Source organism: Sorangium sp. So ce693, assembly GCF_051521375.1.
Classification (GTDB): Bacteria; Myxococcota_A; Polyangia; order Polyangiales; family Polyangiaceae; genus Sorangium; species Sorangium atrum.
Genome location: NZ_CP150347.1, coordinates 5,728,046 through 5,748,908, shown reverse-complemented (window position 1 = coordinate 5,748,908; position 20,863 = coordinate 5,728,046). Strand labels below are relative to the sequence as shown.

Sequence of the window (20,863 nt, the reverse complement as noted above, 5' to 3'; positions counted from 1 at the left end):
GACGCTACCATGCAGCCCGATGTGACGGCGGCTGCGGGTCGTTCTTGCGAGCCAACGCACCCCGCGCTAAACGCTCCGCTTTCACTGGACCGGAACCCATGTCCCAGTTTGCCGTCTCCGCCAACGACATCGACATCTCCGGTATTTCGCTGGACCTGCCGCTGCCGCTCGACTGGATCAACACGACGCTCGCTGACGCCGACGTCACCGGGCGCGCGCCAGGCCACATCACGGCCCGCCTCTCGCGGACGGGGAACGAGATCGTCGTGCGCGGCCGCGTCAAGGCGCCCGTCGCCACGCCCTGCGCGCGGTGCCTCGCCCCTGCTGCGCTGGACATCGACGCCGAGCTCTCGCTCCTCTTGCGTCCTGCCCCGAAGGCGGACGGCCACGGGCACGGCCACGGCCACGGCCACCGGCGGGACGACGCCGCCCGCAACGGCGCGGCGAAGGCGGGGGCCGGCAAGGTCAAGGAGCCGGAGTACGAGTTCACAGCGGACGAGGCCGACGTCGACACGTACGATGGCGAGTCGGTCGAGCTCGATCCGTTCATCCGCGAGGCCATTCTCCTCGAGATGCCGAACTTCCCCTTGTGCTCGGAGGCTTGCCCGGGTATCGGTCCTGCCGCGTCCCGAGAGGACCGCGAAGGCGGCTCCTCGGCCCTCGTCCGCGGGGTGGCGGAGGAGGATGAGGCCGCTCCAGGCCTCGACCCGCGGCTCGCGCCGCTCAGCGCGCTCCGAGAGAAGCTCGGACAGAAGCCCAGCGGCTCTGACAGGCGCGCAGAACCTGCATCGACCCCCCCGGCCAAGGCCGGGACACCGAAGAAGAAGACCAAGAAGGAGTAGTTCCGTGGCCGTCCCCAAGAGGAAAACCACCCCCAGCAAGCGCGACATGCGGCGCGCCAACCACGACAAGGTGACCCCCGTCCAGCTCGTCTCTTGCGAGAACTGCGGGGAAGCCCGGCTCCCGCACCGCGCCTGTGGCGCCTGCGGGCACTACAACGGGCGCAAGGCGAAGGCGACCAAGGCGACCGCGGCCTCATGACGGGCGCGGGTGCGCCGGCGCGCGCGAACGCTGCGCCCGCGCACCTGGGCGCGGCGCCGGCTCGCGCGGATGCGCGAAGGGCCGTCGCATGAGCTCCCCGCAGCCGAGGAGCCGCATCCTCGGGACGGGCAGCTACGCGCCCGCCCGAGTCCTTCACAACACCGATCTCGAGAAGATCGTCGACACCTCCGACAGCTGGATCAGCGAGCGAACGGGGATCCGTCGGCGCCATGTCGCTGCCGAGGGAGAGCTCACGAGCGACATGGCCGCCGCGGCTGGCCGCTCTGCTCTGGACGCCGCCGGGCTCTCGGCGGCCGATCTCGACATGATCATCGTCGGGACGATCAGCGGCGACACCCCGATGCCCTCCTGCGCCGTGTACGTGCAGCAGAAGCTCGGCGCTCAGGAGATCCCCGCGTTCGACATCTCGGCGGCCTGCGCCGGCTTCGTCTACGGCCTCACGATCGCCGATCAGTTCATCGCGAACGGCGTGGCCCGGCACGTCCTCGTGATCGGCGTCGAGCTGCTCTCGCGCATCCTGAACTGGAAGGATCGCACGACGTGCGTCCTGTTCGGCGACGGCGCGGGCGCGGTCGTGCTCGGGCCTGCGTCGGGCGACGGCAGGGGCATCATCTCGACCCGGATCTTCAGCGACGGCGTCCTCGCGAACTCGCTGGTCATCCCGGGCGGCGGCACGGCCGAGCCGCTGACGGCCGAGGGCATCGAGCAGAGCCGCAACAAGGTCCACATGGTGGGGCAGGACATCTTCAAGGTCGCCGTGAAGAACCTGTCCAGCGCGTCGTTGATCGCGCTCGACACGGCGGGCATGGCGGCCGCGGACCTGGACTGGGTCGTCGCCCATCAGGCGAACCTGCGGATCATCAGCCAGGTCGCCGCGCGGCTCAACCTCCCCCTGGAGAGGTTCGTGCTCAACATCGAGGAGTACGGCAACACGTCGAGCGCATCGATCCCCATCGCCCTCGACGAGGCGGTCCGCGATGGGCGCATCAAGCCGGGGCAAAACGTCCTGTTCTGCGCGCTCGGCGCTGGTATCTCCTGGGGCGCGTCCGTCATCCGGATGTGAACGGGCCCATGCGCGTGTGCCTGCGTCGGGGTCGAGGTCTACGCGTGGCGGTCGAGCTCGCCGGGCGATCCAGCCTGAGGTAGTCTCGCGCGCGCCGGCCGCATGACGTGGTTCGGGGGACGGACGGCGTCCGCCTCCCTGGCTTGGAATTGAGGGCAAACGTGAAAATCGCTTGGCTGTTTCCAGGGCAAGGGGCGCAAGAGGTGGGGATGGGCAAGGCCCTCGCGGAGGCCTCGGCGGCCGCGCGCGGCGCGTTCGCGCGAGCGGACGCAGCGCTCGGCGAGCCGATCTCGCGGCTCTGCTTCGAGGGGCCGATGGAGGCGCTGACGCAGACGAGCAACACCCAGCCCGCCATCGTCGCGACGAGCTGCGCCGTGGCCGCGGCCCTCATCGAGCACCTGCCCAACCTCGAGCCGCCGCTGTACGCGGCAGGCCACTCGCTCGGCGAGTACAGCGCGCTGGTCGCCGCCGGCGCGCTCGAGATCGAGGATGCGGTGCGGCTCTGTCGGATCCGGGGCAGCGCGATGCAGGAGGCCGTGCCGTCGGGCGAGGGGGCGATGGCGGCGCTCATCGCGCTCGACCAGGAGGTGGTGCTCGCGATCTGCGCCGAGGCGGCGCAAGGCGAGGTGGTCGCCCCGGCGAACTACAACGGGCCGGGGCAGATCGTGATCGCCGGGCACGCCGGCGCGGTCGCGCGGGCGGGTGAGCTCGCCGTCGCCCGCGGCGGCAAGGCCATCCCGCTCAAGGTGAGCGCCCCCTTCCACTGCGCGCTGATGCGACCCGCGGCCGAACGCCTGCGCCCCGAGCTCGATCGCACCCACCTGATGCCGCTCGCCTTCCCCGTGATCGCGAACGTCGACGCCACGCCGAACGCCGATCCGGAGCGGGTACGGTCGCTCCTCCTGCGCCAGATCGATGGAACCGTGCAGTGGATGCGGACGATCGAGCGCATGGCGGAGGACGGCGTGACGCACGCCCTCGAGATCGGCCCTGGCAAGGTGCTCGCCGGGTTGGTGAAGCGGATCACGAAGCAGATCAAGGTGCTCAGCGTGAGCGACATGGCGGGGATTGAGCGCGTGAACGCGTTCCTTTCGGAGGCATAGGCATCGATGTTCGACCTTACGGGCAAAGTTGCGATCGTCACGGGTGGATCGCGAGGAATCGGGCGTGCCGCGTCGGAGGCCCTCGCGGCGCAGGGCGCGCACGTCATCGTCAACTACGTGCGCGGAGAAGCCGAGGCGCGCGCGGTCGTCGAGGCGATCACCGCGCGCGGCGGCAAGGCCGAGGCGCTCGGCTTCGACGTCGCGAACCTGCAGGCGACCGAGGCCGCCATCGCCGAGGCGGCGAAGCGCCTTGGCCGGCTTGACATCCTCGTCGCGAATGCGGGGATTGCGATCGACGGCCTGCTCCTGCGGATCAAGGAGGAAGACCTCGATCGCCTCTTCGCCGTGAACGTGAAGGGCTCGATCGCGTCCGCGCGCGCCGCGACCAAGGTCATGATGCGCGCGCGCACGGGCCGCATCGTGTTCCTCTCCAGCGTTGTGGCGGAGATGGGCAACGTGGGCCAGGCGGCCTATGCGGCGACGAAGGCGGCCCTGCTCGGCGTGACGAAGTCGCTCGCCCGCGAGTACGCGGGGCGCGGCATCACGGTCAACGCCGTGGCGCCCGGGTTCATCGACACCGACATGACGACGACGATCACCCCGGAGATGAAAGAGGGGCTGACGAAGATGGTCCCGCTCGGGCGCACGGGCCGAGCGGAGGAGGTCGCCGCGGCGATCGCATTCCTATGCTCCGACGAGGCGAGCTACGTGACGGGCGAGACGCTGCGCGTCAACGGCGGAATGTACGTGTGAGAGCGCTGGCTTGAGGACCCCGTCTGCCAGGCGTCACGCACAGCGGCAAACCAGGCGCACACGAAAAAAGCGGTCGCAGGTAATTCGATGGTGCAACGCTGATGGCGATGGGCTACTAGGGGTTCCGTTTTCCCGGGAGGAATACCATGGCTGAAGGTCGCGACATCACGGCCGAAGTAAAGCGGATCATCAAGGAACAGCTCGACGTCGACGAGAAGGACATCAAGCCTGAGGCGAGTTTCATCGACGATCTGGGCGCCGATTCGCTGGGCCTGGTGGAGCTTGTCCTCGCGTTTGAGGAGGCGTTCGAGATCGACATTCCGGACGAGGACACGGAGAAGATCCGGACTGTCCAGGATGCGATTGACTACATCGAAAGGAATGCCAAGGACAAGAAGTAGCGTCCCCACCGCCCTACCGGACGCGGCGTCACCATGGAGGTGGGTTGGCGCGTGAGCCAGCGAAGGGTCTGCTCTTCGCCGATGCACGCGCTCTCACCTCTGTGGTGGCGCTAGGGCAAGAAGAGCCATGGAACGCGTTGTCATCACCGGCATCGGGCTCGCTACGCCCAACGGCCTCGGGACGCAGGCCACCTGGCAATCTTTGCTGGCTGGTCAGTCGGGTATCGCACCCATCACCCTCTTCGACGCGAGCACGTTTCCCACGCGCTTCGCCGGCGAGGTGAAGGGCTTCGTGCCTGAGGAGTACATCCCCAAGAAGAAGGTGAAGGAGATGGGCCGCTTCGCCCAGCTCTCCGTCGCCGCATCGCAGATGTGCATGCAGGACTCGGGGATCGAGCTCACCGACGAGGACCGCGATCAGTGCGGCACGTTCATCGGTGTCGGCCTCGGGGGCCTCGAGTACCTGTTCCAGCACTCGATCACGCTGCACGAGAAGGGGCCTCACAAGGTCAGCCCCTACTTCATCCCGACGGTCATCGCCAACCTCGCCGCGGGGCAGGTGGCGCTGTCGCTCGATCTGCGGGGCGCGAGCTACTGCAACACGAGCGCGTGCTCGTCGAGCGCGCACTCGCTCGGAGAGGCGTTCGAGTGGATCCGCCGAGGTCGCTCGCACATCATGCTCACGGGCGGCGCGGAGGCGACGATCACCGGCCTTGGCATCGGCGGCTTCTGCGCGATGTTCGCCCTCTCGAGGCGCAACGACGAGCCGCAGCGGGCGAGCCGCCCCTGGGACAAGGGACGCGACGGCTTCGTCTGCTCCGAGGGCGCCGGGTCGCTGCTGCTCGAGTCGCTCTCCCACGCGAAGAAGCGCGGCGCGAAGATCTACGCAGAGGTCGTCGGGTACGGCGCCTCGTGCGACGCGTACCACATCACGAAGCCGGCGCCCGACGGCGCCGGGGCGCAGCGAGCGATGAAGATGGCGCTCGACGACGCCAAGCTCGCGCCGGACGCGATCGACTACATCAACGCTCACGGCACCTCGACCCCGCAGGGGGACATCGAGGAGACCCGGGCGATCCTCAAGACGTTCGGCGATCACGCGGCGTCGAAGCGCCTCTGGGTGAGCTCGACGAAATCCGCGATGGGCCACCTGCTCGGGGGCGCAGGTGGGGTCGAAGCGGCGGTTTGCGCTCTCGCGCTGCGCCACGGCGCCGTGCCGCCGACGCTCAACCTGGACGATCCCGACCCCGAGTGCACCCTCGACTACGTGCCGTTCACCTCTCGCGAGCGCCGCCTGAAGCATGTGATGTCGAATTCGTTCGGGTTCGGTGGCACCAACGTGTCGCTCGTGTTCTCCCAGTTCGACGGCTGATCGCGCGCCGCGCTGGATGACTCGATGAAGTGCCCATTTTGCGGCCATCTCGAGGACCGGGTCATCGACTCCCGCGCTGGCGGCGCGGGTGAGGTGATCCGGCGTCGGCGCGAGTGCGCCTCGTGCGAGCGCCGGTTCACGACGTACGAGCGCGTCGAGGACATCCTGCCGACGGTCGTCAAGAAGGACGGTCGGCGCGAGTCGTTCGACCGGCAGAAGCTCGTGCGAGGGCTGCGGATCGCGTGCAACAAGCGGCCCGTGTCCACCGATCAGATCGAGGCCATCGCCGACGCGATCGAGCGCGAGGCGCAGGAGTCCGAGCGGCGGGAGATCTTGTCGACCGAGCTGGGCGAACGGGTCATGAACCACCTGCGTACCCTCGATGAGGTCGCCTATGTCCGGTTCGCAAGTGTTTATCGTTCCTTTCGGGACATTGACCAGTTCATGGTCGAGCTTGGCAAGCTTGTGAAGGCCAAGGCGCCCTAGTAGATCCGGCACTTCGATGTCTGCGAAGCCCCCCAGCCCCGATCCCGAGCTCGACGTCGCGATGATGCGCCTCGCCATCGAGGAGGCGCACAAGGCGATGCCGTCGCCGAACCCCCCGGTCGGCGCGGTGGTGCTGAACGCCGCAGGGGAGGTCGTCGCCGTCGCGCACCACGCGCGCGCGGGCGAGGAGCACGCGGAGGGGCTGGCGCTCGCGGCCGCCGGCGACGCGGCGCGCGGCGGGACGCTCTACGTGACGCTGGAGCCCTGCAACCACGATGGGCGCACGCCGCCCTGCGTGGATGCGGTGCTGAGCGCCGGCATCAAGCGCGTCGTTGTCGGCGCGCCCGATCCGAACCCTGCGGTGGTCGGCGGCGGGGCGCAGCGGCTCAGCGACGCCGGGCTCGCCGTGGAGATGGGCGTGGCCGGCGCCGAGGCTCGCGCGCTGATCGCGCCCTGGACCAAGTTCATCACGACGGGCATCCCCCACATCGCGCTCAAGCTCGCCCTGTCGCTGGACGGTCGCATCGCGACCCGCACGGGCGCCTCGAAGTGGGTCACCGGCCCCGAGGCGCGCGCCAAGGTCCAGGAGCTCCGCTCGCGCCACGACGCGGTGGCGATCGGGATCGGCACGGCGCTCGCCGACGATCCTCGGCTCACCCTGCGCGAGCCTGCGCTCGCGCCCGGGGGGCGGAGCCCCATCCGGCTGGTCTTCGACACGCGGCTCAGGCTGCCGCTCCACACGCGCCTCGTCCAGACGGCGCGGGAGGTGCCGACCTGGGTGCTCACGGGCGCCGACGCGCCCGAGGAGGCGGAGCAGGTGCTCGTCGACGCTGGCTGCGTCGTCCTGCGCGCGCCAACCTCGGCGGAGGGCCGGGTCGACGTGACCGCCGCGATGCGCCTCTGCGCCTCGCAGGGGATCGTCTCCATCCTGGTCGAGGGAGGCGCCGAGCTCGCCGGCAGCCTGCTCGCGTCGCGCCTGCCCGACGAGCTGCACGCCTTCGTCGCCCCGATCCTGCTCGGCCCCCGCGGCCGACCGGGCGCTGTCGACTGGGCCGGCCCGGACACGCCAGGCGACGCACCCCGGATCGTCGATCCTCGCTGGGAGCTCTGCGGCCGCGACGCGTACGTCAACGGCCCGCTCGCCTTCCCGGCGCGCAGCTGAGCGCAGGGCGCCCGGGCCGGTCAGCTCGCGGCTTCTGCGCCGCGCTTCTGCATCTTCCGCTGGACGATGCGCTTCTTGAGCGTGCCCATCCGGTCGATCATCAGCACGCCGTCGAGGTGGTCGAGCTCATGCTGGACGGCCACGGCGAGCAGGCCGTCGGCCGCGATCTCGAACGTCGCCCCGTCGCGGCCGCGGGCGCGGACGGTGACGCGCTCGGCTCGCTTGATGTCCTCGCTGATGCCAGGGAACGAGAGGCACCCTTCGGGGCCGGTCAGCTGCCCCTCTTGGCGCACGATCTCCGGGTTGATGAACACGAGGAGGTTGCTCGGCTCGTTGTCCGCGGCGATGTCAACGAGGAAGACGCGGTGTGGCTCCCCGATCTGCGTGGCCGCAAGGCCGACGCCGGGCGCCGCGTACATGGTCTCGGCCATGTCGTCGATAAGCTTCGTGATTTCGGGCGTGATGTCCCCGACCGGCTGTGCCTTCTGGCGCAGGCGCGGGTCGGGATAGTGGAGGATGGTGCGGATGGCCATGGCTACTGAGCATCATAACCTCCGTTCCTAGCTGGCGCCCGTCAAGACGCTCTCATCTCGCGGGTTCCGCGTGCTCTGCGTGCTTCGCGCCGGCCGCCGTTTGTACAGCCAGCCGCTAGCGATTTCGTCGGAACGAGGTCGACGTATCGACGCTGAGCCCGCGGGACTGAAGATCTTCCACGATGTCCGGCACCAGCCCGGAGGGGTGAAACGTCCCCTCGAGCGCGCCGCCGGCGGCCGTCCGCTCGACCACGAACGTGAAGACGTCGCGAATGGCGATCTGCCCGCCCTCCACCGCGAGCTCCGCGATGCGGAGCACCCGGTGGCGACCGTCGCGGAGCAGCGCGATCTCGATCGCGAGGTCGAAGGACGAGGCCAGCCACTCGCGCGCCGTCTCCGGCGTGATCCCGGGGCGGGTCGCGGCGATGTCGGCGGGGAGCCTCGTCACTGCCTGCCGCAGCGTCGGCGCCCGTGAGGCCGCGAGCACGCCGTCCATGCCGCCGCCGATGGCGTCCACGATTTCGGCCGCGACGTGGCCCGAGAACGAGCTCACGACGACCCGCTCCGGCCGGATCCGCACGGCCGCCCGCACGGCCCGGGTGCGTTCGTCCGTCGTGGCGCCGAGCGCGATGGACAGCGTGTTCGGCTGATCGAGGGCCAGCTCGTCCTCCTCCTGGAGCACCACGAACCGGTCGTCGGGCGGCGCCGCGGCAGCGAGCGCGCCGAGCAGCCAGCCCGTCCCGGCGTCCCGCGTCCCGGTGACGAGGAGGTTGCCGCGACCGAGCACGCACTGGGCGAGCAGCCCGGCCATCGCGCGCGAGATCGTCCCGTTGCGCACCAGGTCGTCCAGCGTGACGTCGGGGCGCTGCGGCTTACGGATCACCAGGGTGGAGCTCGCGGCCGGCGGCAGCACGGCGAACAGCCGGCGCCCCTTCGGCAGGGTCCGCTCGATGAAGCTCGCGCCCGCCTCGATCGGCTGGCCGGCCGTCATGCAGAGCCGGCGGATGGCCCGGCCGACCGCGCGCTCGCTGCTGAACCCGACCTCCGCGATGACGCGCCGGCGCCCGTGCATCGCGATCACGTGGTCGTAGCGGAACACCTGGATCTCGCTCACCTCGGCGTCTTCGAGCAAGCGATCGAGCGGACCGAGCGTGAAGAGCTCCCGCTGCGCGTCGGCCAGGAGCGCCTCGACGTCGACCTCGGGGGGGAGCTCGCCCGCCGCGCGCAGCGCCTCCGCGCCCGCGGCGATCGCCTGCGTGATGCGCGGGGTGAGCGCGCTGTCCGGCGGGGCGCCGCTGTCGAGCGCCGCGAGGTCGACCACGTCGGCGAGCCGCTCCATGAGGCGCCCGAGCGCCCGGCGGTGCGCCACGGCTTGCGCCGAGTCCCCCTGTCCCCGGTCGACCCGATCCGAGACGGGCGGGATGGCTCGTCGGCTCGGGATGGGGACCACGCTGGGGTGGACGGCGACGTTCGAGGCGCCCTGCGGCGACACCGCGGCGGTGCTCGTTGCGCTCTGCGCCGGCAGCGGGGTCGCTGTCGCGTACGGGCGCGGCGCCTGTGGGGGCGGGATGGCGGCGTTGACGGCGCGGCCGTCGCGCGCCGGCGGGGCGTTGGTCGCCGCCGGGTGCGCAGGCAGCGGCGGGACGGACGCGCCGCTCGGCGAGAGGGGCGGGCGAGGCGAGGGGATGCGCGGCGGACCGGGGACGGGGATGGCCCCGGCCGCGTCGACCGACTCGTCCGGATCGTTCTCGAGGGGGAAGTGGCTGATCACGCCCTGGCTGGTGCGCGACGGCTCGCCCCTCTCGTTGATCAGCGGCAGCGGCGCCGACCGGTGCAGCCCCTTCTCGGCGGACGGCGGCGGCCCGCGATCGGGCAGAGGTCCCGGCTCTCCGGACATCTCTTCCGGCGCGCGCGGAGGCGCCGTGCTGTCCGGAGGGGCCGTCCCGGCCGCCGCCGTCTCGATCCGCAGCACGAAGTCGCCGATGTAGATCTTGTCGCCTTCGCGGACGATCGTCGCCTGAGCGATCTTCCGGCCGTTGACGTACGTGCCGTTCGTGCTCTTGAGATCGGTGACGATGAAGCGCCCGTCGCGGAAGAGCAGCCGAGCGTGCCGCTTCGACACGTTGCCCTTCGGCAGCATCAGGTCGTTGCCCTGCACGCGGCCGACGTTGATCTCTGTCCGGTCGAAGGTTTCGCGGCGCTCCGCGCCCCCCTTCTCGCTGATGATCACCGAGAACATCTCGTCGCCTCGCGGGGCCAGGGCGGAGGTGAGACCCGATGCCCTCGCCACGCCATACGAGCAAGCTCGAACAGACATGTCAACGAGGTGCCTTCGATTCCTGCTCCCGGGCGGCGAGCGGGCTCGAGCCGGGGACTGAGCCGCCTGCGCCCCTGAGCGCATGCAGCGCGGTGCAGGTCGAGCGTGCGACGCCGGTCCTGGGATCGATCCGCCGAGTTTCCGGACCAGCCGTGCGTCGGGACCACCTCGTCGAACAGGCTGAGCCTGTGCCGCCCGGCGCCTGGCGCCCTCCGAGCAGGCCGCCTGCTCAGGTGAGGCGCTCGATCGATGTTCTTTGCAAGGTTCGGCAAGCGCCTGGCTCGCGCTCGGCGGGCTCCTGGCTCGCGCTCGGCGAGCGCGCTGCACGAGGAGCGCGCCCCAAGTCGCGCCCCATCGCGGCGGAGGCCAGGAGATCGCCGCCCGACGTGCGAGGCTCGCTGCGTGACATGGCGAGGCCCTCACGGATCACGCGACGCCCTGCGCGGGTCGAAGGACAAGGCTCTTCGATAAGAGCGCAAATCTTGACGGTTGCGCGAATCCTGCTTCGCACCCCACGGCGCGCCGTCACCACGCGTGATCGTGTACTGCCGTCGGGATCCGCTGTACGGCGCGAAAGTCTCGTCGGAGGCTGCTGCAACCGGAGACTGCCGGTGAAGCGGTACTGCCTCGCGTAAGCACCGGCCGAACCATCATCGCTGCTTGACCTTGGCGCATCGAGCCGTTTACGTTGGCGCCCGCTCGGACCGGGGAGAATCGTCGAAGTCGCCGCGCACGCACATCAACCAGCGGCTGGGCAGCCGCCCTGCGCAAGCTGGATCTGTCTACGAGGGGGGTTTGCTGCATGCAGCCAAGCCCGCATCGGAATCAGGGACCGCACCCGTGGTCACCTCCCGACTGCCAGCCTGCGCGCCTCGGGTATCGACGAGCTCTGAAGTGGAGGAAATATGGCAGTTGGCAAGGTTAAGTGGTTCAACGACGAGAAGGGTTGGGGCTTCATCAAGCAAGAGACTGGCCCCGACGTCTTCGTTCACTATTCGCAGATCAACGGGGAGGGGCGCCGCCGTCTTTTCGAAGACGAGACCGTTGAATTTGAGATCAAAGAAGGTCCCAAAGGTCTGCAGGCGGTCAACGTGATCCGCGCCACCGCCTGACTTTCCTCCTGACCAGAGCCCCACCGGATTGCCCGCGCAGCGCCCCCGCTGCGCTCGAGTCACGGCATCGCCGAGCCCCGAACATCGCGCGCCCGCTTGGAGGGTCCTGCGTGTAGCGGATGGATTGCGCGCGGCTCCGGTGGGGCGCTCGGCGGAGCGTCGATTCGAAGGGGAGCGCTCGGCGGACGGCCGAGCGCGCGGCGGGCTCATCGCTCGGGGACCGGGACCTCGCGGAACGCGTCTTGACCCGGGACGAAGCGGTGCGACGTGATGCCCCCGATCGTCCCCGCGTCGTCGATCTCGTAGACATTGAACCCGGCCATCCGTTCATCGCTGTCGTGAAGGAGCGAAGCGCTGGTTGCGCCCACGGCGTCGATGTGACCCCGCTCGGTGTGCAGCTTGCGGTGAATGCGCCGGTGCAGGTGCCCGTGCAGCAGCAAGCCGCGGCGAACCTGCCGCAGCAACCGCCCCTCGGCTGCGGCGTCGCCCAGGCCTTCCAGCAAGGTCTTCGCCCGGCTCGCCGGGTTGTGGAAGGGGTGGTGCTGGAGCACGACCGGCGTTCGCCGTCGCACCTCCGGGTGCGCTAGCACCCGCTCGAGCGCGCGCAGCTGGACCGGCCCGAGCCGCCCCGATGCCACCAGCGGGGGACGCGGCCAGGCGGTCGAGAGGCCGATGATCGCGACCGGCCCGCGCAGGTGCACGAAGGGGAACGCCGAGCCTGCGTCATCGCGGCCGGCCCCGCCGTCGTCGCTCTTCCCAGGCGCGTCGAGGACGAGGTCGGAGCGCAGGTACGGCGCGAAGTACCGAGAGAAGCGCTGCGAGCGGTGCGCGCCCTTCGTGTACGCGTCGTGGTTCCCCGGGACGATGCTCACCCGCTCGGGAGGAAGACCGAGATCGCTCTGCAAGAAGTTGCGGACCAGGACGAACTCTCGCTCGAGCGCGAGGTTCGAGACGTCGCCGGTGATGACGACGTGGTCCACGCCGAGCCGCCGTATCTCCCGCGCCGCTGCTTGCACCGCGTGCGGCTTGTGGATGGCGTGGCGCCGGAAGCGGAGGTTGAGGTAGCCCGTGAGACGCTTGTTCAGGAGCCGGAACGGGATGGCCCCCTCGAGGGAGAGGAGGTGCAGGTCGGAGAGATGCGCGATCCTCACGGGCGCAGTATGGGCTCTTCCGGCGCGGCGGCCAACCGCCGCGCGCCTCGGCCCGCGTGGCGGCCCACCGCCGCGCTCCTGGGATCGAGCGTCGTCCGCCAGGGCTCAGGCGTCGCGGGCGCAGCGGAAGCCGCGCCACGCGCGGCGGCTGGTCGGTGAGTCGTGCCCCCGCGCGGCGCCGCGCAGCCAGGGCCGGCCCAGGATGTAGCTGCCGCCCCGCAGCACGCGCTCCTCCCCCATGTCGGGCCCACGCGGGTTCTTCGCGCTGCCGCTTGGATACTCGGGATGGTAGTAATCAGCGACCCACTCCTCGACGTTGCCGGCGAGGTCGTCGATGCCGTCGGGGGTGCGGCCGGCCACGAGCGAGCCGACGGGCGCGAGCTCGAGGAAGCCGTCGCCGTCGTCGAGCTCGTCGAACGACAGCCTCCCGTGGTTCGCGTGGAAAGGGTTGTAGACATGGCCCCACGGGTAGCGGCGCCCGGCCGCGCCGCGCGCAGCCCGCTCCCATTCGGCCTCGGTCGGCAGGCGACCGCCGGCCCAGCCGCAGTAGCGCTGCGCGTCGCTCCACGAGACGAGCACCACCGGATACCCGGGCCGATCGAACCGCTGCCCGCCGGAGGCGTACGGAGGTTCGGCGCAGACGCCGGCCGAGACGCACCGGCGGTAGCTCGCGACGGTCACCTCGGTTCGATCGATCCAGAAATCCGACAGGTACACCTCGTGGGGCACGAGCTCATTCGCGAAGCTCGCCTCGGTCTCGTCGACGCACAGCTCACCGGCCGGCTCGAGCTTGCAGAGCGTCACCGCGTGCGCGATCTCGACCTCGCTCGATCCCATCATGAAGCTCCCTGCGCGCACGAGGACGGCGGGCGGGCCGGGCGCGCGCAGCGCGACGACGCTCGCGGGCGAGCGCGCGCGCTGGCCCTCGGCGCCCGCCGAGAGCGCGGCCTCCGGGCGCGCCGGGAGGCGCGGGGCGCGCCGCGCGCGGGGTGGTGGAGCGGCCGCGCCGGCCAGGGAGAAGGCGACGAGCGAGGCCACCGTGGCCAGCGTGAAGAGGGCCGCCGGGCGCATGTCGGAGACGTAGCATGCTCCAGCCTCGCGGACTGTTTCAGCTCTTCCGACTCCGCTCGAGGGGGCGGTCGGTCGTCTGGGACGTCACGAACACAGCGGGCCGCCTGGTCGGGCGGTCGACCCTGCGTCACGCGACGCACTTTTGCGCCGCACCTTCGCCGCGCGTCACGCACGGCGCTCGCCGCGCGACGCGCCGCAAAAGTGCGCTGGGCGCCGAGGAGCGATAGACTCGAGGGGCTCGATGTCAACCCTTATGGACAACGCGAACACGGTGAGCGCGGAGGTCGACGCCGCGGTGATCGAGGCGCTGCATGAGGCGCTCGAGAGCGGAGAGCTCGTGCTCTTCGTGGGGGGAGGCATCTCGGCCGCGGCCGGGCTGCCGACGTGGCGTCAGCTCGTCGACCTGCTCGTCGAGAGGGTGCGCGAGCAGGCCAGCGACGAGGTCGCGATCGCCGAGGTCGCGGCGCTCGCGCGATCGCAGCGCTACAGCGAGGCGCTGGGCGCGGCGGAGCAAGCGCTCGGCCCAGCGGAGTTCAACGCGTTCGTCGAGGATGCGCTCGACGACGAGGGGCTCGAGCCGCCGCGGATCGCGATCGCGATCGCCGCGCTGCGAGACAAGCTGCGCGCCGTGCTCACCACGAACCTGAACCACCTGCTCGAGCGCGCCTTCGGCTTCGAGTGGGACACCCTGTGGCGCGTCACCGACGAGGTCGCGTGGCGGCGGCGGTTCATCCTCAAGCTGCACGGCACGCTGAAGGAGCCGCACAGCTGGGTGTTCGCGCGCGAGCGCTTCCTCGCGTCGATCGCGCCGCCCGACGTGCGCAAGTCGCTCACGACCGTGCTCTCGAGGTGCCCCGTGCTCTTCATCGGCTTCGGGCGCGCCGACGGCAACTTCGACGAGATGCTGGCGGACATCCACGCGCTCTCGGGCGCCTCGCCGCCGCCCCGCTTCGTCATCGCCCCGGGCGCGAGCCTGACGCCGCTCCGCCGCAAGACGCTCGCGGACATGGGGTTCCTGCTCCTGCCTTACGACACCCCCGACGGCAGCCACGACCGGGTGCTCGCGCTCCTCGATCGCACGTGCGCGCCCCGGCCGCGCGCGGTCACGTCGCGCGGCCGCTCGATCCTTCCGCCCCCGATCCCCGATCTCGAGCTCCCGCCCTCCTCGTCGCCGCTCGGCGCACCGTACGACCTCCCGCCCGACTCGGCCGCGTACGACGACACGGTCACGATGACGGGGGCGCTCGAAGGGTCGCGGCGCGAGCGCGTCTCCGAGCCCCCGGCGAGCCCGATCGAGGTGTTCTTCTCGTACTCGGAGAGCAACCGCGAGCTGCGCGACAAGCTCGAGACGCACCTCGCCATCCTCAAGCGCAAGGGCGTCATCCGCGGCTGGCACGACGGCGAGATCGGCGCTGGCGAGGAGCGCGACGCGGCGCTCGCCGAGCACCTCGAGACCGCGAAGGTCATCCTCCTGCTCATCAGCGCGGACTTCCTCGCGTCGGACTTCTGCTACGACGTCGAGATGCAGAAGGCGATCGAGCGCCACGATCGGGGTGAGGCGCGCGTCATCCCCGTCATCCTCGACGCCTGCGACTGGGAGGGCGCGCCCTTCGGCAGGCTGGCCAGCTTGCCGCGGGGCGGGCGCCCGGTGACGAGCTGGGTCAACCAGAGCGAGGCGTTCACCGACATCGCAAAGGGCATCCGAAAGCAGGTCGAGCAGCTCACCCAAAACCCCTCCTGAGCTCACCGAGCGCCGGCACCCAGCCGGTGAGCCATTCAGAGGTGCCACCGCCGCCCGGGATCTGGGGCGTTCCCGCGTCGACCAGCCGGAACCTGGCCGCGCGCGACGATCTGCTCGCCGAGATCGGCGCCGCGCTCGCCAGGCGGGGCGTGGCGCCGCTCTGCGGGCTCGGCGGCACCGGCAAGACCAAGCTCGCGATCGAGCATGCGTACCGCAACGCCGGCGCCTACGACACCGTCTTCCTGATCGACGGCCAGAGCCAGGCGACGATGGACGCCTCCTTCGTCACGCTCGCCGCGGAGATGAGGCTGCCCGAGCACGAGCAGCTGGATCCCGCTCGCGCCGTCGCCGCGGTGCGCGCCAAGCTCGGGCGTCGCGGGCGCTGGCTCCTCCTCTTCGATGGCGTGCGCGACCCGAGCGAGGTCGAGCCCTATATCCCGAGCGTCTCCCACGGCGGCCGCGTGCTCACGACGTCGCAGAACCCTATCTGGCGCGGCCTCACGACGGTGACCGTCCGCGGTATCGAGCGCGCCGAGTCGGTGCGCTTCCTGCTCCAGCGCACGGGCGAGACCGACGCGGAGTCGGCCGACGCGCTCGCAGAGGAGCTCGGCGATCTGCCGCTCGCCCTGGCGCAGGCCGGCGCGTACATCGAGGAGACCGGACGCCCGCTCGCGGAGTACCTCGCGCTGTTCCGCCAGCGGCCGGCCGCGCTCCTGGAGCGCCCCGCCAGCTTCCCGGTGACGGTCGCGACCGCCTGGGAGAGCGCGCTCGCGGCCGTGTTCAGCCACCAGGCAGCGGCAGAGCTCCTCAGCTTGTGCTCGTTCCTGCCGATGGACGCGATCCCTCGGCGGTCGCTCGGCGAGTACGATCCGCTCGCGCTCGACGACGCCATCGCGATGCTGCGGCTGCACTCGCTGATCGAGGTGCGGCCGCACGCCCTCAGCGTTCACCGCCTCGTGAAGATCGTCGTCCGCAACCAGCTGCGGCGGGACGATCGGCGGCGATGGATGGAAGCGGCGCGCCGCATCGTTCAGGCTTCCGGCCGGATCTCCCCGAGCACGGAAGAGGAGCGCGAAGGTAGGACGGAGCCGGAGTCGGGGTAAGGCAAGCCCCCCACGAGACGATGGAGGTTCGACCCGCATGTATCCGCCGACAGCGTCAACTACCGTCTCTTCCTGGGTCTTTTCCGACCGCGTATTCTCGTTGCGCGTCAGGTCCGTCGTGAGACTTTAAGGCCCGCGAGAGGAACTATGGTTGCCTTGGCGACGAGCCCCGCCGATGTGTTCTTCTCCTACTCTCCGAGGGACGAGGACCTGCGGCCCAGGATCGAGACCCACCTCGACGCGCTGAAACGGCAGGGGGTCATCCGGAATTACCAGGGCTTCGCGCTCGGCGGAGGGAGGGAGCGGCGAGAGGCGACCGCGGCGAGGCTGCGCGAGGCCCGGGTCGTGCTGCTGCTCGTGAGCGCGGATTTCCTCTCCACCGACGCGTGGCTCTCTGCGGAGATGCGGGAGGCGATCGCTCGCCACGAGGCCGGCGAGTGCCGGGTCATCCCCGTGATCCTGCGGCCCTGCGCCTGGGAGAAGACGCTGCTCGGTGCGCTGCAGCCGCTGCCGAGCCGCGCGCGGCCCGTGACGAGCTACCCCAACCAGAGCGAGGCGTTCACGGAGATCGCGAAGGGGATCCGGAGCGCCGTCCGCGAGACGGAGCCGCCGACGCAGCGGCCTGCCGCTCGAAGGCCGTCGAGCTCGCCCGACGCGGAGCCACACATCAAGAAGCTGCCGCCGCGCAACCCAGGCTTCACCGGGCGCGACCAGCTCCTGAGCGAGCTGCGGAGCACGCTCACGACGGGGGGGCCCGCGGCGCTCACGCAGTCGATCAGCGGCCTCGGCGGCGTCGGCAAGACGCAGCTCGTCGCCGAGTACGCGCACCGGTACGCGAGCCAGTACAACGTCGTCTGGTGGATCCGCGCCGAGGAGCCGGCCATGGCGGCCGAGGACTTCGCGCGCCTCGCCGCGGCCCTCGACCTGCCAGAGCAGAACGAGGCCGATCACCGGATCGCGATCGAGGCGGCCCGGTCGTGGCTGTCGCGCAACGACAAGTGGCTCCTCATCTTCGACAACGTGAACGATCCGCAGGACGTCGCCCCGTACCTGCCGCACCCGCGCACCGGGCACATCCTCATCACCTCGCGCAACCCGAGCTTCCGCGGCATCGCCACCCCGCTCACCGTTCCGGCGCTCGACCGCGCCGACTCGGTGAAGTTCCTGCTCGATCGGACAGGGCAGAGCGACGCGCGCGCCGCGGAGAAGCTCGCCGAGACGCTCGGGGATCTCCCCCTCGCGCTGGTGCAGGCGGCGGCGACCATCAAGGAGACGGGATCGTCGATCGCGACCTACCACGCCGCCTTCGGCGATCACCAGCGCGGGCTCCTGCTCCGCGGCATGCCGATGGACTACCCGACGCCGATCGCCACGACCTGGGGCCTCGCGTTCCAGGAGGCGCAGCGCTTCTCGCCCGTCGCGGTCGACCTCTTGAGCCTGTGCGCGTACCTGGCGCCCGATGACATCCCGCGCGAGGGCCTCGCCGACGCCGCGCCGCACCTGCCGGCGGCGCTGGCGGAGGCGCTGAGCGATCCGCTGATGCTCGACGAGGCGGTCGCCGCGCTCCGCCGCTACTCGTTCATCGACGTGCACGAAGGCGCGCTCTCCGTGCACCGCCTCGTCCAGGCGGTGGTCCGCGATCGCCTCTCGCCCGAGGACCGGAAGGTGTGGGCCGAGGCGGCGGTCCGGCTCGTCGACCACGCGTTCCCCGAGAGCAGCGACGAGGTGGAGACGTGGCCCTTCTGCGCCCGATGGCTGCCGCACGCGCTCGCCGCGGCGAGCCAGGCCGAAGCGCACGACGTCGCGAGGGAGGTGCGCGGGCGGCTCCTCGCTCGGTTCGCCGTCTACCTGCAGGGGCGCGCCGCGTTCGCGGAGTCGAAGGGGTACCTGGAGCGGGCGCTCGCGCTCCACGAGGCGGTGTTCGGCCACGACGATCCGAAGGTCGCGGCCGTGCTGCGCAGCCTCGGCAGCGTCCTCCACGACCTCGGCGATCTCGGCGGCGCGCGGGCGCACCTGGAGCGCGCGCTGGCGATCGACATCGCGAGCTTCGGCCCCGATCACCCGGACGTCGCGCGCGACGTGAACGACCTCGGCAGCGTGCTCATGGATCAGGGCGATCTGCCGGGCGCCCGCAAGCACCTGGAGCGCGCCCTCGCCATCGACGAGGCGACGTACGGCCCCGACGATCCGAGCGTCGCGATACGGCTCAACAACCTGGGCGCGCTCTTCCGCGACCTCGGCGACTTCGCGGGCGCGCGCGTGCACCTCGAGCGGGCGCTCGCGATCGACATCCGCGCCTACGGTCCGGATCACCCGACGGTCGCGATCGGGCGCACGAACCTCGGTCGGCTGCTCCACGATCTCGGCGACCTCAAGGGAGCGCGCGATCAGTTCGAGGAGGCCCTCAAGATCGACGAGCACAGCTACGGCCTCTACCACCCGCGCTTCGCGCTCGCGCTGAACAACCGCGGGCGCGTGCTGCGCGATCTCGGCGACCTGGCCGGCGCGCGCGCCGACTTCGAGCGCGCGCTCGCGATCGTCGAGGACACCTACGGGCCGGACCACCCGGACGTGGCGCGGGACATCAACAACCTCGGCAGCGTGCTGCGCGACCTCGGCGATCTCGAGGGCGCGCGCGCGAACTTCGCGCGCGTGCTGAAGATCGCCGAGGCGACGTACGGCCCGGACCACCCGGCGGTGGCGATCGGCTGCAACAACCTGGGCAGCGTGCTGCAAGCGCTCGGTGAGCTGCCCGGGGCGCGCGAGCAGCTGGAGCGCGCGCTCGGCATCGCGCAAGCCACGTACGGCCCGGATCACCCGGTCGTGGCGAGCATCGTGAACAACCTCGGGCGCGTCTTGCAGGCGCTCGGCGATCTGTCGGGAGCGTGGCAGCAGATCGAGCGCGCCGTGGCGATCGCCACGAAGGCGCTCGGGCCGTCGCACCCGTCCGTGCAGATCTTCTCGCGGAACCTTGCGCGCCTCGGCGACGCCCTCGGGAGCAGCGCCGGGGCCACCTGAGCGCCGCGCAAGGAGGACGCCGGGGCGACGAGCCCCGGCGTTCGCTGCGCCCTGGATATTCCTTGAGCCTGGGTGTGCGGAGCTAGCCGAGCAGGATCTGCGTCGGGTGCTCCAGGAGCTGGCGCAGGACCTTGAGGAAGGTCGCGCCGACCGCGCCGTCGACGACGCGATGATCGCAGGAGAGCGTCATGCTCAGGCGGCGGCCCGGCACGATCTGCTCGCCGCGCACGACGGGCTCCTGGCGGACCTGGCCGACGGCGAGGATGGCGCCCTCGGGCGGGTTGATGACGGCGCCGAAGTTGTCGATCCCGTACATGCCGAGGTTCGAGATCGAGAACGTGCCGTTCGCCATCTCCTCGGGCCGCAGCTTCTTCGCCTTGGCCCGCCCGGCGAGCTCGCGCACCTCGGCCGCGATGTCGAGCACCTGCTTGCGATCGACGTCGCGCACCACCGGCGTGACCAGGCCTTCGGGGACGGCGACCGCGACCGAGATGTCGACGCGCTGGTGGACGAGGATCGCGTCCGGGGTGAACTGCGCGTTGCACTCCGGGACGCGCACGAGCGCGATGGCGCACGCCTTGACGAGGAGATCGTTGAAGCTGACCTTGGCCGGCTTCTCCCCCTCGGCGGCGGTCGCGGCGAGATCCGCGTTGATCTGCTCGCGCAGCGCGTTCAGCGGATCGGCGTCGACGTCGATCGAGAGGTAGAAGTGCGGGACCGTCTGCTTCGACTCGGTGAGGCGCCGGGCGATCGCCTTGCGCATCATGCTGAGCGGCCGCACCTCCGGCGCAGCGAGCTCGCCAGGGGCGGTCGCCTTGGCCGCCGCGGCGGCCGGCGCCGGCTTCAGCCCCTCGAGGTCGCGCGCGACGATGCGCCCGCGCGGGCCGCTGCCGGCGACGCTGCTGAGGTCGAGCCCACGCTCTCGGCCGAGCTTCCGCACGTAGGGCGACGCCTTCACGCGCCCGTTCGACGACGGCTGCGGCGCGGCCGGCTGCGTGGGCGGCGAGACCGCCTCGCCGCGCGCCGCGGGCGGCGGGCTCGTCACGGGCGCGTCGCCGCCGGCCGGCGGCGCGGCGCGCTCTCCCTTGGGCTGAGCCTCCGCCGCGCTCGGCTTCGCCGCGGCGGCGCCGCCGCTCCCACCGGCGAGGGCGCTTACGTCCTCGCCCGGGGCGCCGATGATCGCGACAGGCTGGCCGAGCTGAACCACGCTGCCCGCAGGCACGAGGATCTTGAGCAACGTCCCTCGATCGAAGGACTTGTACTCCATGGTCGCCTTGTCGGTCTCGACCTCTGCGAGCAGATCGTCGATGTCGATCGCGTCGCCTTCCTTCTTGTGCCAGGCACTGATCTGCCCCTCCTCCATGGTCGGGGACAGCTTCGGAAGTTCCAGAACCTTCGCCATGGGTCTATCAACC

At 71.0% G+C, this 20,863-nt stretch carries 18 protein-coding genes; 13 read left to right on the top strand and 5 right to left on the bottom strand.

Features of this window, described 5'->3' with window-relative positions; all coding sequences use genetic code 11:
- Positions 1-98 precede the first annotated feature (98 nt).
- The 9 genes from WMF14_RS21545 to ribD all read left to right on the top strand — a co-directional run bounded on the left by WMF14_RS21545 (position 99) and on the right by ribD (position 7,402).
- On the top strand, positions 99-842 hold the full coding sequence (locus WMF14_RS21545; RefSeq protein WP_437803380.1) for a YceD family protein: 744 nt from the start codon (positions 99-101) through the stop codon (positions 840-842).
- A 4-nt stretch (positions 843-846) separates the two neighbouring features.
- Complete coding sequence (gene rpmF, locus WMF14_RS21540; RefSeq protein WP_012236448.1) at positions 847-1,041, top strand: 50S ribosomal protein L32; 195 nt, start codon at positions 847-849, stop codon at positions 1,039-1,041.
- 88 nt (positions 1,042-1,129) lie between these two features.
- On the top strand, positions 1,130-2,125 hold the full coding sequence (locus WMF14_RS21535; RefSeq protein WP_437803379.1) for a beta-ketoacyl-ACP synthase III: 996 nt from the start codon (positions 1,130-1,132) through the stop codon (positions 2,123-2,125).
- A 161-nt stretch (positions 2,126-2,286) separates the two neighbouring features.
- On the top strand, positions 2,287-3,228 hold the full coding sequence (gene fabD, locus WMF14_RS21530; RefSeq protein WP_437803378.1) for an ACP S-malonyltransferase: 942 nt from the start codon (positions 2,287-2,289) through the stop codon (positions 3,226-3,228).
- Positions 3,229-3,234: 6 nt separating this feature from the next.
- On the top strand, positions 3,235-3,981 hold the full coding sequence (locus WMF14_RS21525; RefSeq protein WP_272099596.1) for a 3-oxoacyl-ACP reductase family protein: 747 nt from the start codon (positions 3,235-3,237) through the stop codon (positions 3,979-3,981).
- A gap of 146 nt (positions 3,982-4,127) precedes the next feature.
- Entirely contained in the window at positions 4,128-4,382 is a 255-nt protein-coding gene (gene acpP, locus WMF14_RS21520) for an acyl carrier protein (protein ID WP_012236444.1), read from the top strand.
- Between the two features lie 127 nt (positions 4,383-4,509).
- The gene (gene fabF / locus WMF14_RS21515) at positions 4,510-5,754 is read left to right on the top strand and encodes a beta-ketoacyl-ACP synthase II (protein WP_272099595.1); all 1,245 of its coding nucleotides are present in this window, start codon (positions 4,510-4,512) and stop codon (positions 5,752-5,754) included.
- 24 nt (positions 5,755-5,778) lie between these two features.
- Positions 5,779-6,240, top strand: coding sequence for a transcriptional regulator NrdR (gene nrdR / locus WMF14_RS21510; RefSeq protein ID WP_012236442.1), 462 nt, complete (start codon positions 5,779-5,781; stop codon positions 6,238-6,240).
- Between the two features lie 16 nt (positions 6,241-6,256).
- Positions 6,257-7,402: a bifunctional diaminohydroxyphosphoribosylaminopyrimidine deaminase/5-amino-6-(5-phosphoribosylamino)uracil reductase RibD gene (gene ribD, locus WMF14_RS21505; protein WP_437803377.1), complete on the top strand. Its 1,146-nt coding sequence runs from the start codon at positions 6,257-6,259 to the stop codon at positions 7,400-7,402.
- 20 nt (positions 7,403-7,422) lie between these two features.
- On the opposite strand, the gene def is transcribed toward ribD, so the two are convergent.
- On the bottom strand, positions 7,423-7,935 hold the full coding sequence (gene def / locus WMF14_RS21500) for a peptide deformylase (protein WP_272099591.1): 513 nt from the start codon (positions 7,933-7,935) through the stop codon (positions 7,423-7,425).
- Positions 7,936-8,050: 115 nt separating this feature from the next.
- Positions 8,051-10,174, bottom strand: a complete 2,124-nt coding sequence (locus tag WMF14_RS21495) for an ATPase, T2SS/T4P/T4SS family (protein WP_437803376.1) — start codon at positions 10,172-10,174, stop codon at positions 8,051-8,053.
- A 983-nt stretch (positions 10,175-11,157) separates the two neighbouring features.
- On the opposite strand from WMF14_RS21495, the gene WMF14_RS21490 reads away from it, so the two are divergent.
- Positions 11,158-11,364 (top strand): cold-shock protein, encoded by a 207-nt coding sequence (locus WMF14_RS21490; protein WP_012236438.1) that lies wholly within the window; start codon positions 11,158-11,160, stop codon positions 11,362-11,364.
- Positions 11,365-11,570: 206 nt separating this feature from the next.
- Here WMF14_RS21490 and WMF14_RS21485 read toward each other — a convergent pair whose 3' ends face one another.
- Together WMF14_RS21485 and WMF14_RS21480 are read right to left on the bottom strand one after the other, a co-directional pair.
- Positions 11,571-12,515, bottom strand: a complete 945-nt coding sequence (locus WMF14_RS21485; RefSeq protein ID WP_272099585.1) for a metallophosphoesterase family protein — start codon at positions 12,513-12,515, stop codon at positions 11,571-11,573.
- A 105-nt stretch (positions 12,516-12,620) separates the two neighbouring features.
- On the bottom strand, positions 12,621-13,586 hold the full coding sequence (locus tag WMF14_RS21480) for a formylglycine-generating enzyme family protein (protein WP_437803375.1): 966 nt from the start codon (positions 13,584-13,586) through the stop codon (positions 12,621-12,623).
- Positions 13,587-13,827: 241 nt separating this feature from the next.
- Between WMF14_RS21480 and WMF14_RS21475 the strand changes: the two genes are divergently transcribed.
- From WMF14_RS21475 to fxsT, 3 genes are all read left to right on the top strand, one after another.
- Positions 13,828-15,327, top strand: a complete 1,500-nt coding sequence (locus WMF14_RS21475; protein ID WP_272099581.1) for an SIR2 family protein — start codon at positions 13,828-13,830, stop codon at positions 15,325-15,327.
- 26 nt (positions 15,328-15,353) lie between these two features.
- Positions 15,354-16,430: an ATP/GTP-binding protein gene (locus WMF14_RS21470; RefSeq protein WP_437803374.1), complete on the top strand. Its 1,077-nt coding sequence runs from the start codon at positions 15,354-15,356 to the stop codon at positions 16,428-16,430.
- 147 nt (positions 16,431-16,577) lie between these two features.
- Positions 16,578-19,448, top strand: coding sequence for an FxSxx-COOH system tetratricopeptide repeat protein (fxsT, locus tag WMF14_RS21465; RefSeq protein WP_437803373.1), 2,871 nt, complete (start codon positions 16,578-16,580; stop codon positions 19,446-19,448).
- A gap of 82 nt (positions 19,449-19,530) precedes the next feature.
- On the opposite strand, the gene WMF14_RS21460 is transcribed toward fxsT, so the two are convergent.
- A complete protein-coding gene (locus WMF14_RS21460; protein ID WP_272099576.1) occupies positions 19,531-20,850 on the bottom strand; it encodes a pyruvate dehydrogenase complex dihydrolipoamide acetyltransferase in 1,320 nt (439 codons plus the stop codon).
- Positions 20,851-20,863: the final 13 nt, after the last annotated feature.

Bases quoted from the DNA above. Each gene is read 5' to 3' on its own strand.
- WMF14_RS21545 (WP_437803380.1), top strand. From the start codon at position 99: ATGTCCCAGTTTGCCGTCTCCGCCAACGACATCGACATCTCCGGTATT.
- WMF14_RS21535 (WP_437803379.1), top strand. From the start codon at position 1,130: ATGAGCTCCCCGCAGCCGAGGAGCCGCATCCTCGGGACGGGCAGCTAC.
- WMF14_RS21525 (WP_272099596.1), top strand. From the start codon at position 3,235: ATGTTCGACCTTACGGGCAAAGTTGCGATCGTCACGGGTGGATCGCGA.
- acpP (WP_012236444.1), top strand. From the start codon at position 4,128: ATGGCTGAAGGTCGCGACATCACGGCCGAAGTAAAGCGGATCATCAAG.
- fabF (WP_272099595.1), top strand. From the start codon at position 4,510: ATGGAACGCGTTGTCATCACCGGCATCGGGCTCGCTACGCCCAACGGC.
- nrdR (WP_012236442.1), top strand. From the start codon at position 5,779: ATGAAGTGCCCATTTTGCGGCCATCTCGAGGACCGGGTCATCGACTCC.
- ribD (WP_437803377.1), top strand. From the start codon at position 6,257: ATGTCTGCGAAGCCCCCCAGCCCCGATCCCGAGCTCGACGTCGCGATG.
- def (WP_272099591.1), bottom strand. From the start codon at position 7,935: ATGGCCATCCGCACCATCCTCCACTATCCCGACCCGCGCCTGCGCCAG.
- WMF14_RS21495 (WP_437803376.1), bottom strand. From the start codon at position 10,174: ATGTTCTCGGTGATCATCAGCGAGAAGGGGGGCGCGGAGCGCCGCGAA.
- WMF14_RS21490 (WP_012236438.1), top strand. From the start codon at position 11,158: ATGGCAGTTGGCAAGGTTAAGTGGTTCAACGACGAGAAGGGTTGGGGC.
- WMF14_RS21480 (WP_437803375.1), bottom strand. From the start codon at position 13,586: ATGCGCCCGGCGGCCCTCTTCACGCTGGCCACGGTGGCCTCGCTCGTC.
- WMF14_RS21475 (WP_272099581.1), top strand. From the start codon at position 13,828: ATGTCAACCCTTATGGACAACGCGAACACGGTGAGCGCGGAGGTCGAC.
- fxsT (WP_437803373.1), top strand. From the start codon at position 16,578: ATGGTTGCCTTGGCGACGAGCCCCGCCGATGTGTTCTTCTCCTACTCT.
- WMF14_RS21460 (WP_272099576.1), bottom strand. From the start codon at position 20,850: ATGGCGAAGGTTCTGGAACTTCCGAAGCTGTCCCCGACCATGGAGGAG.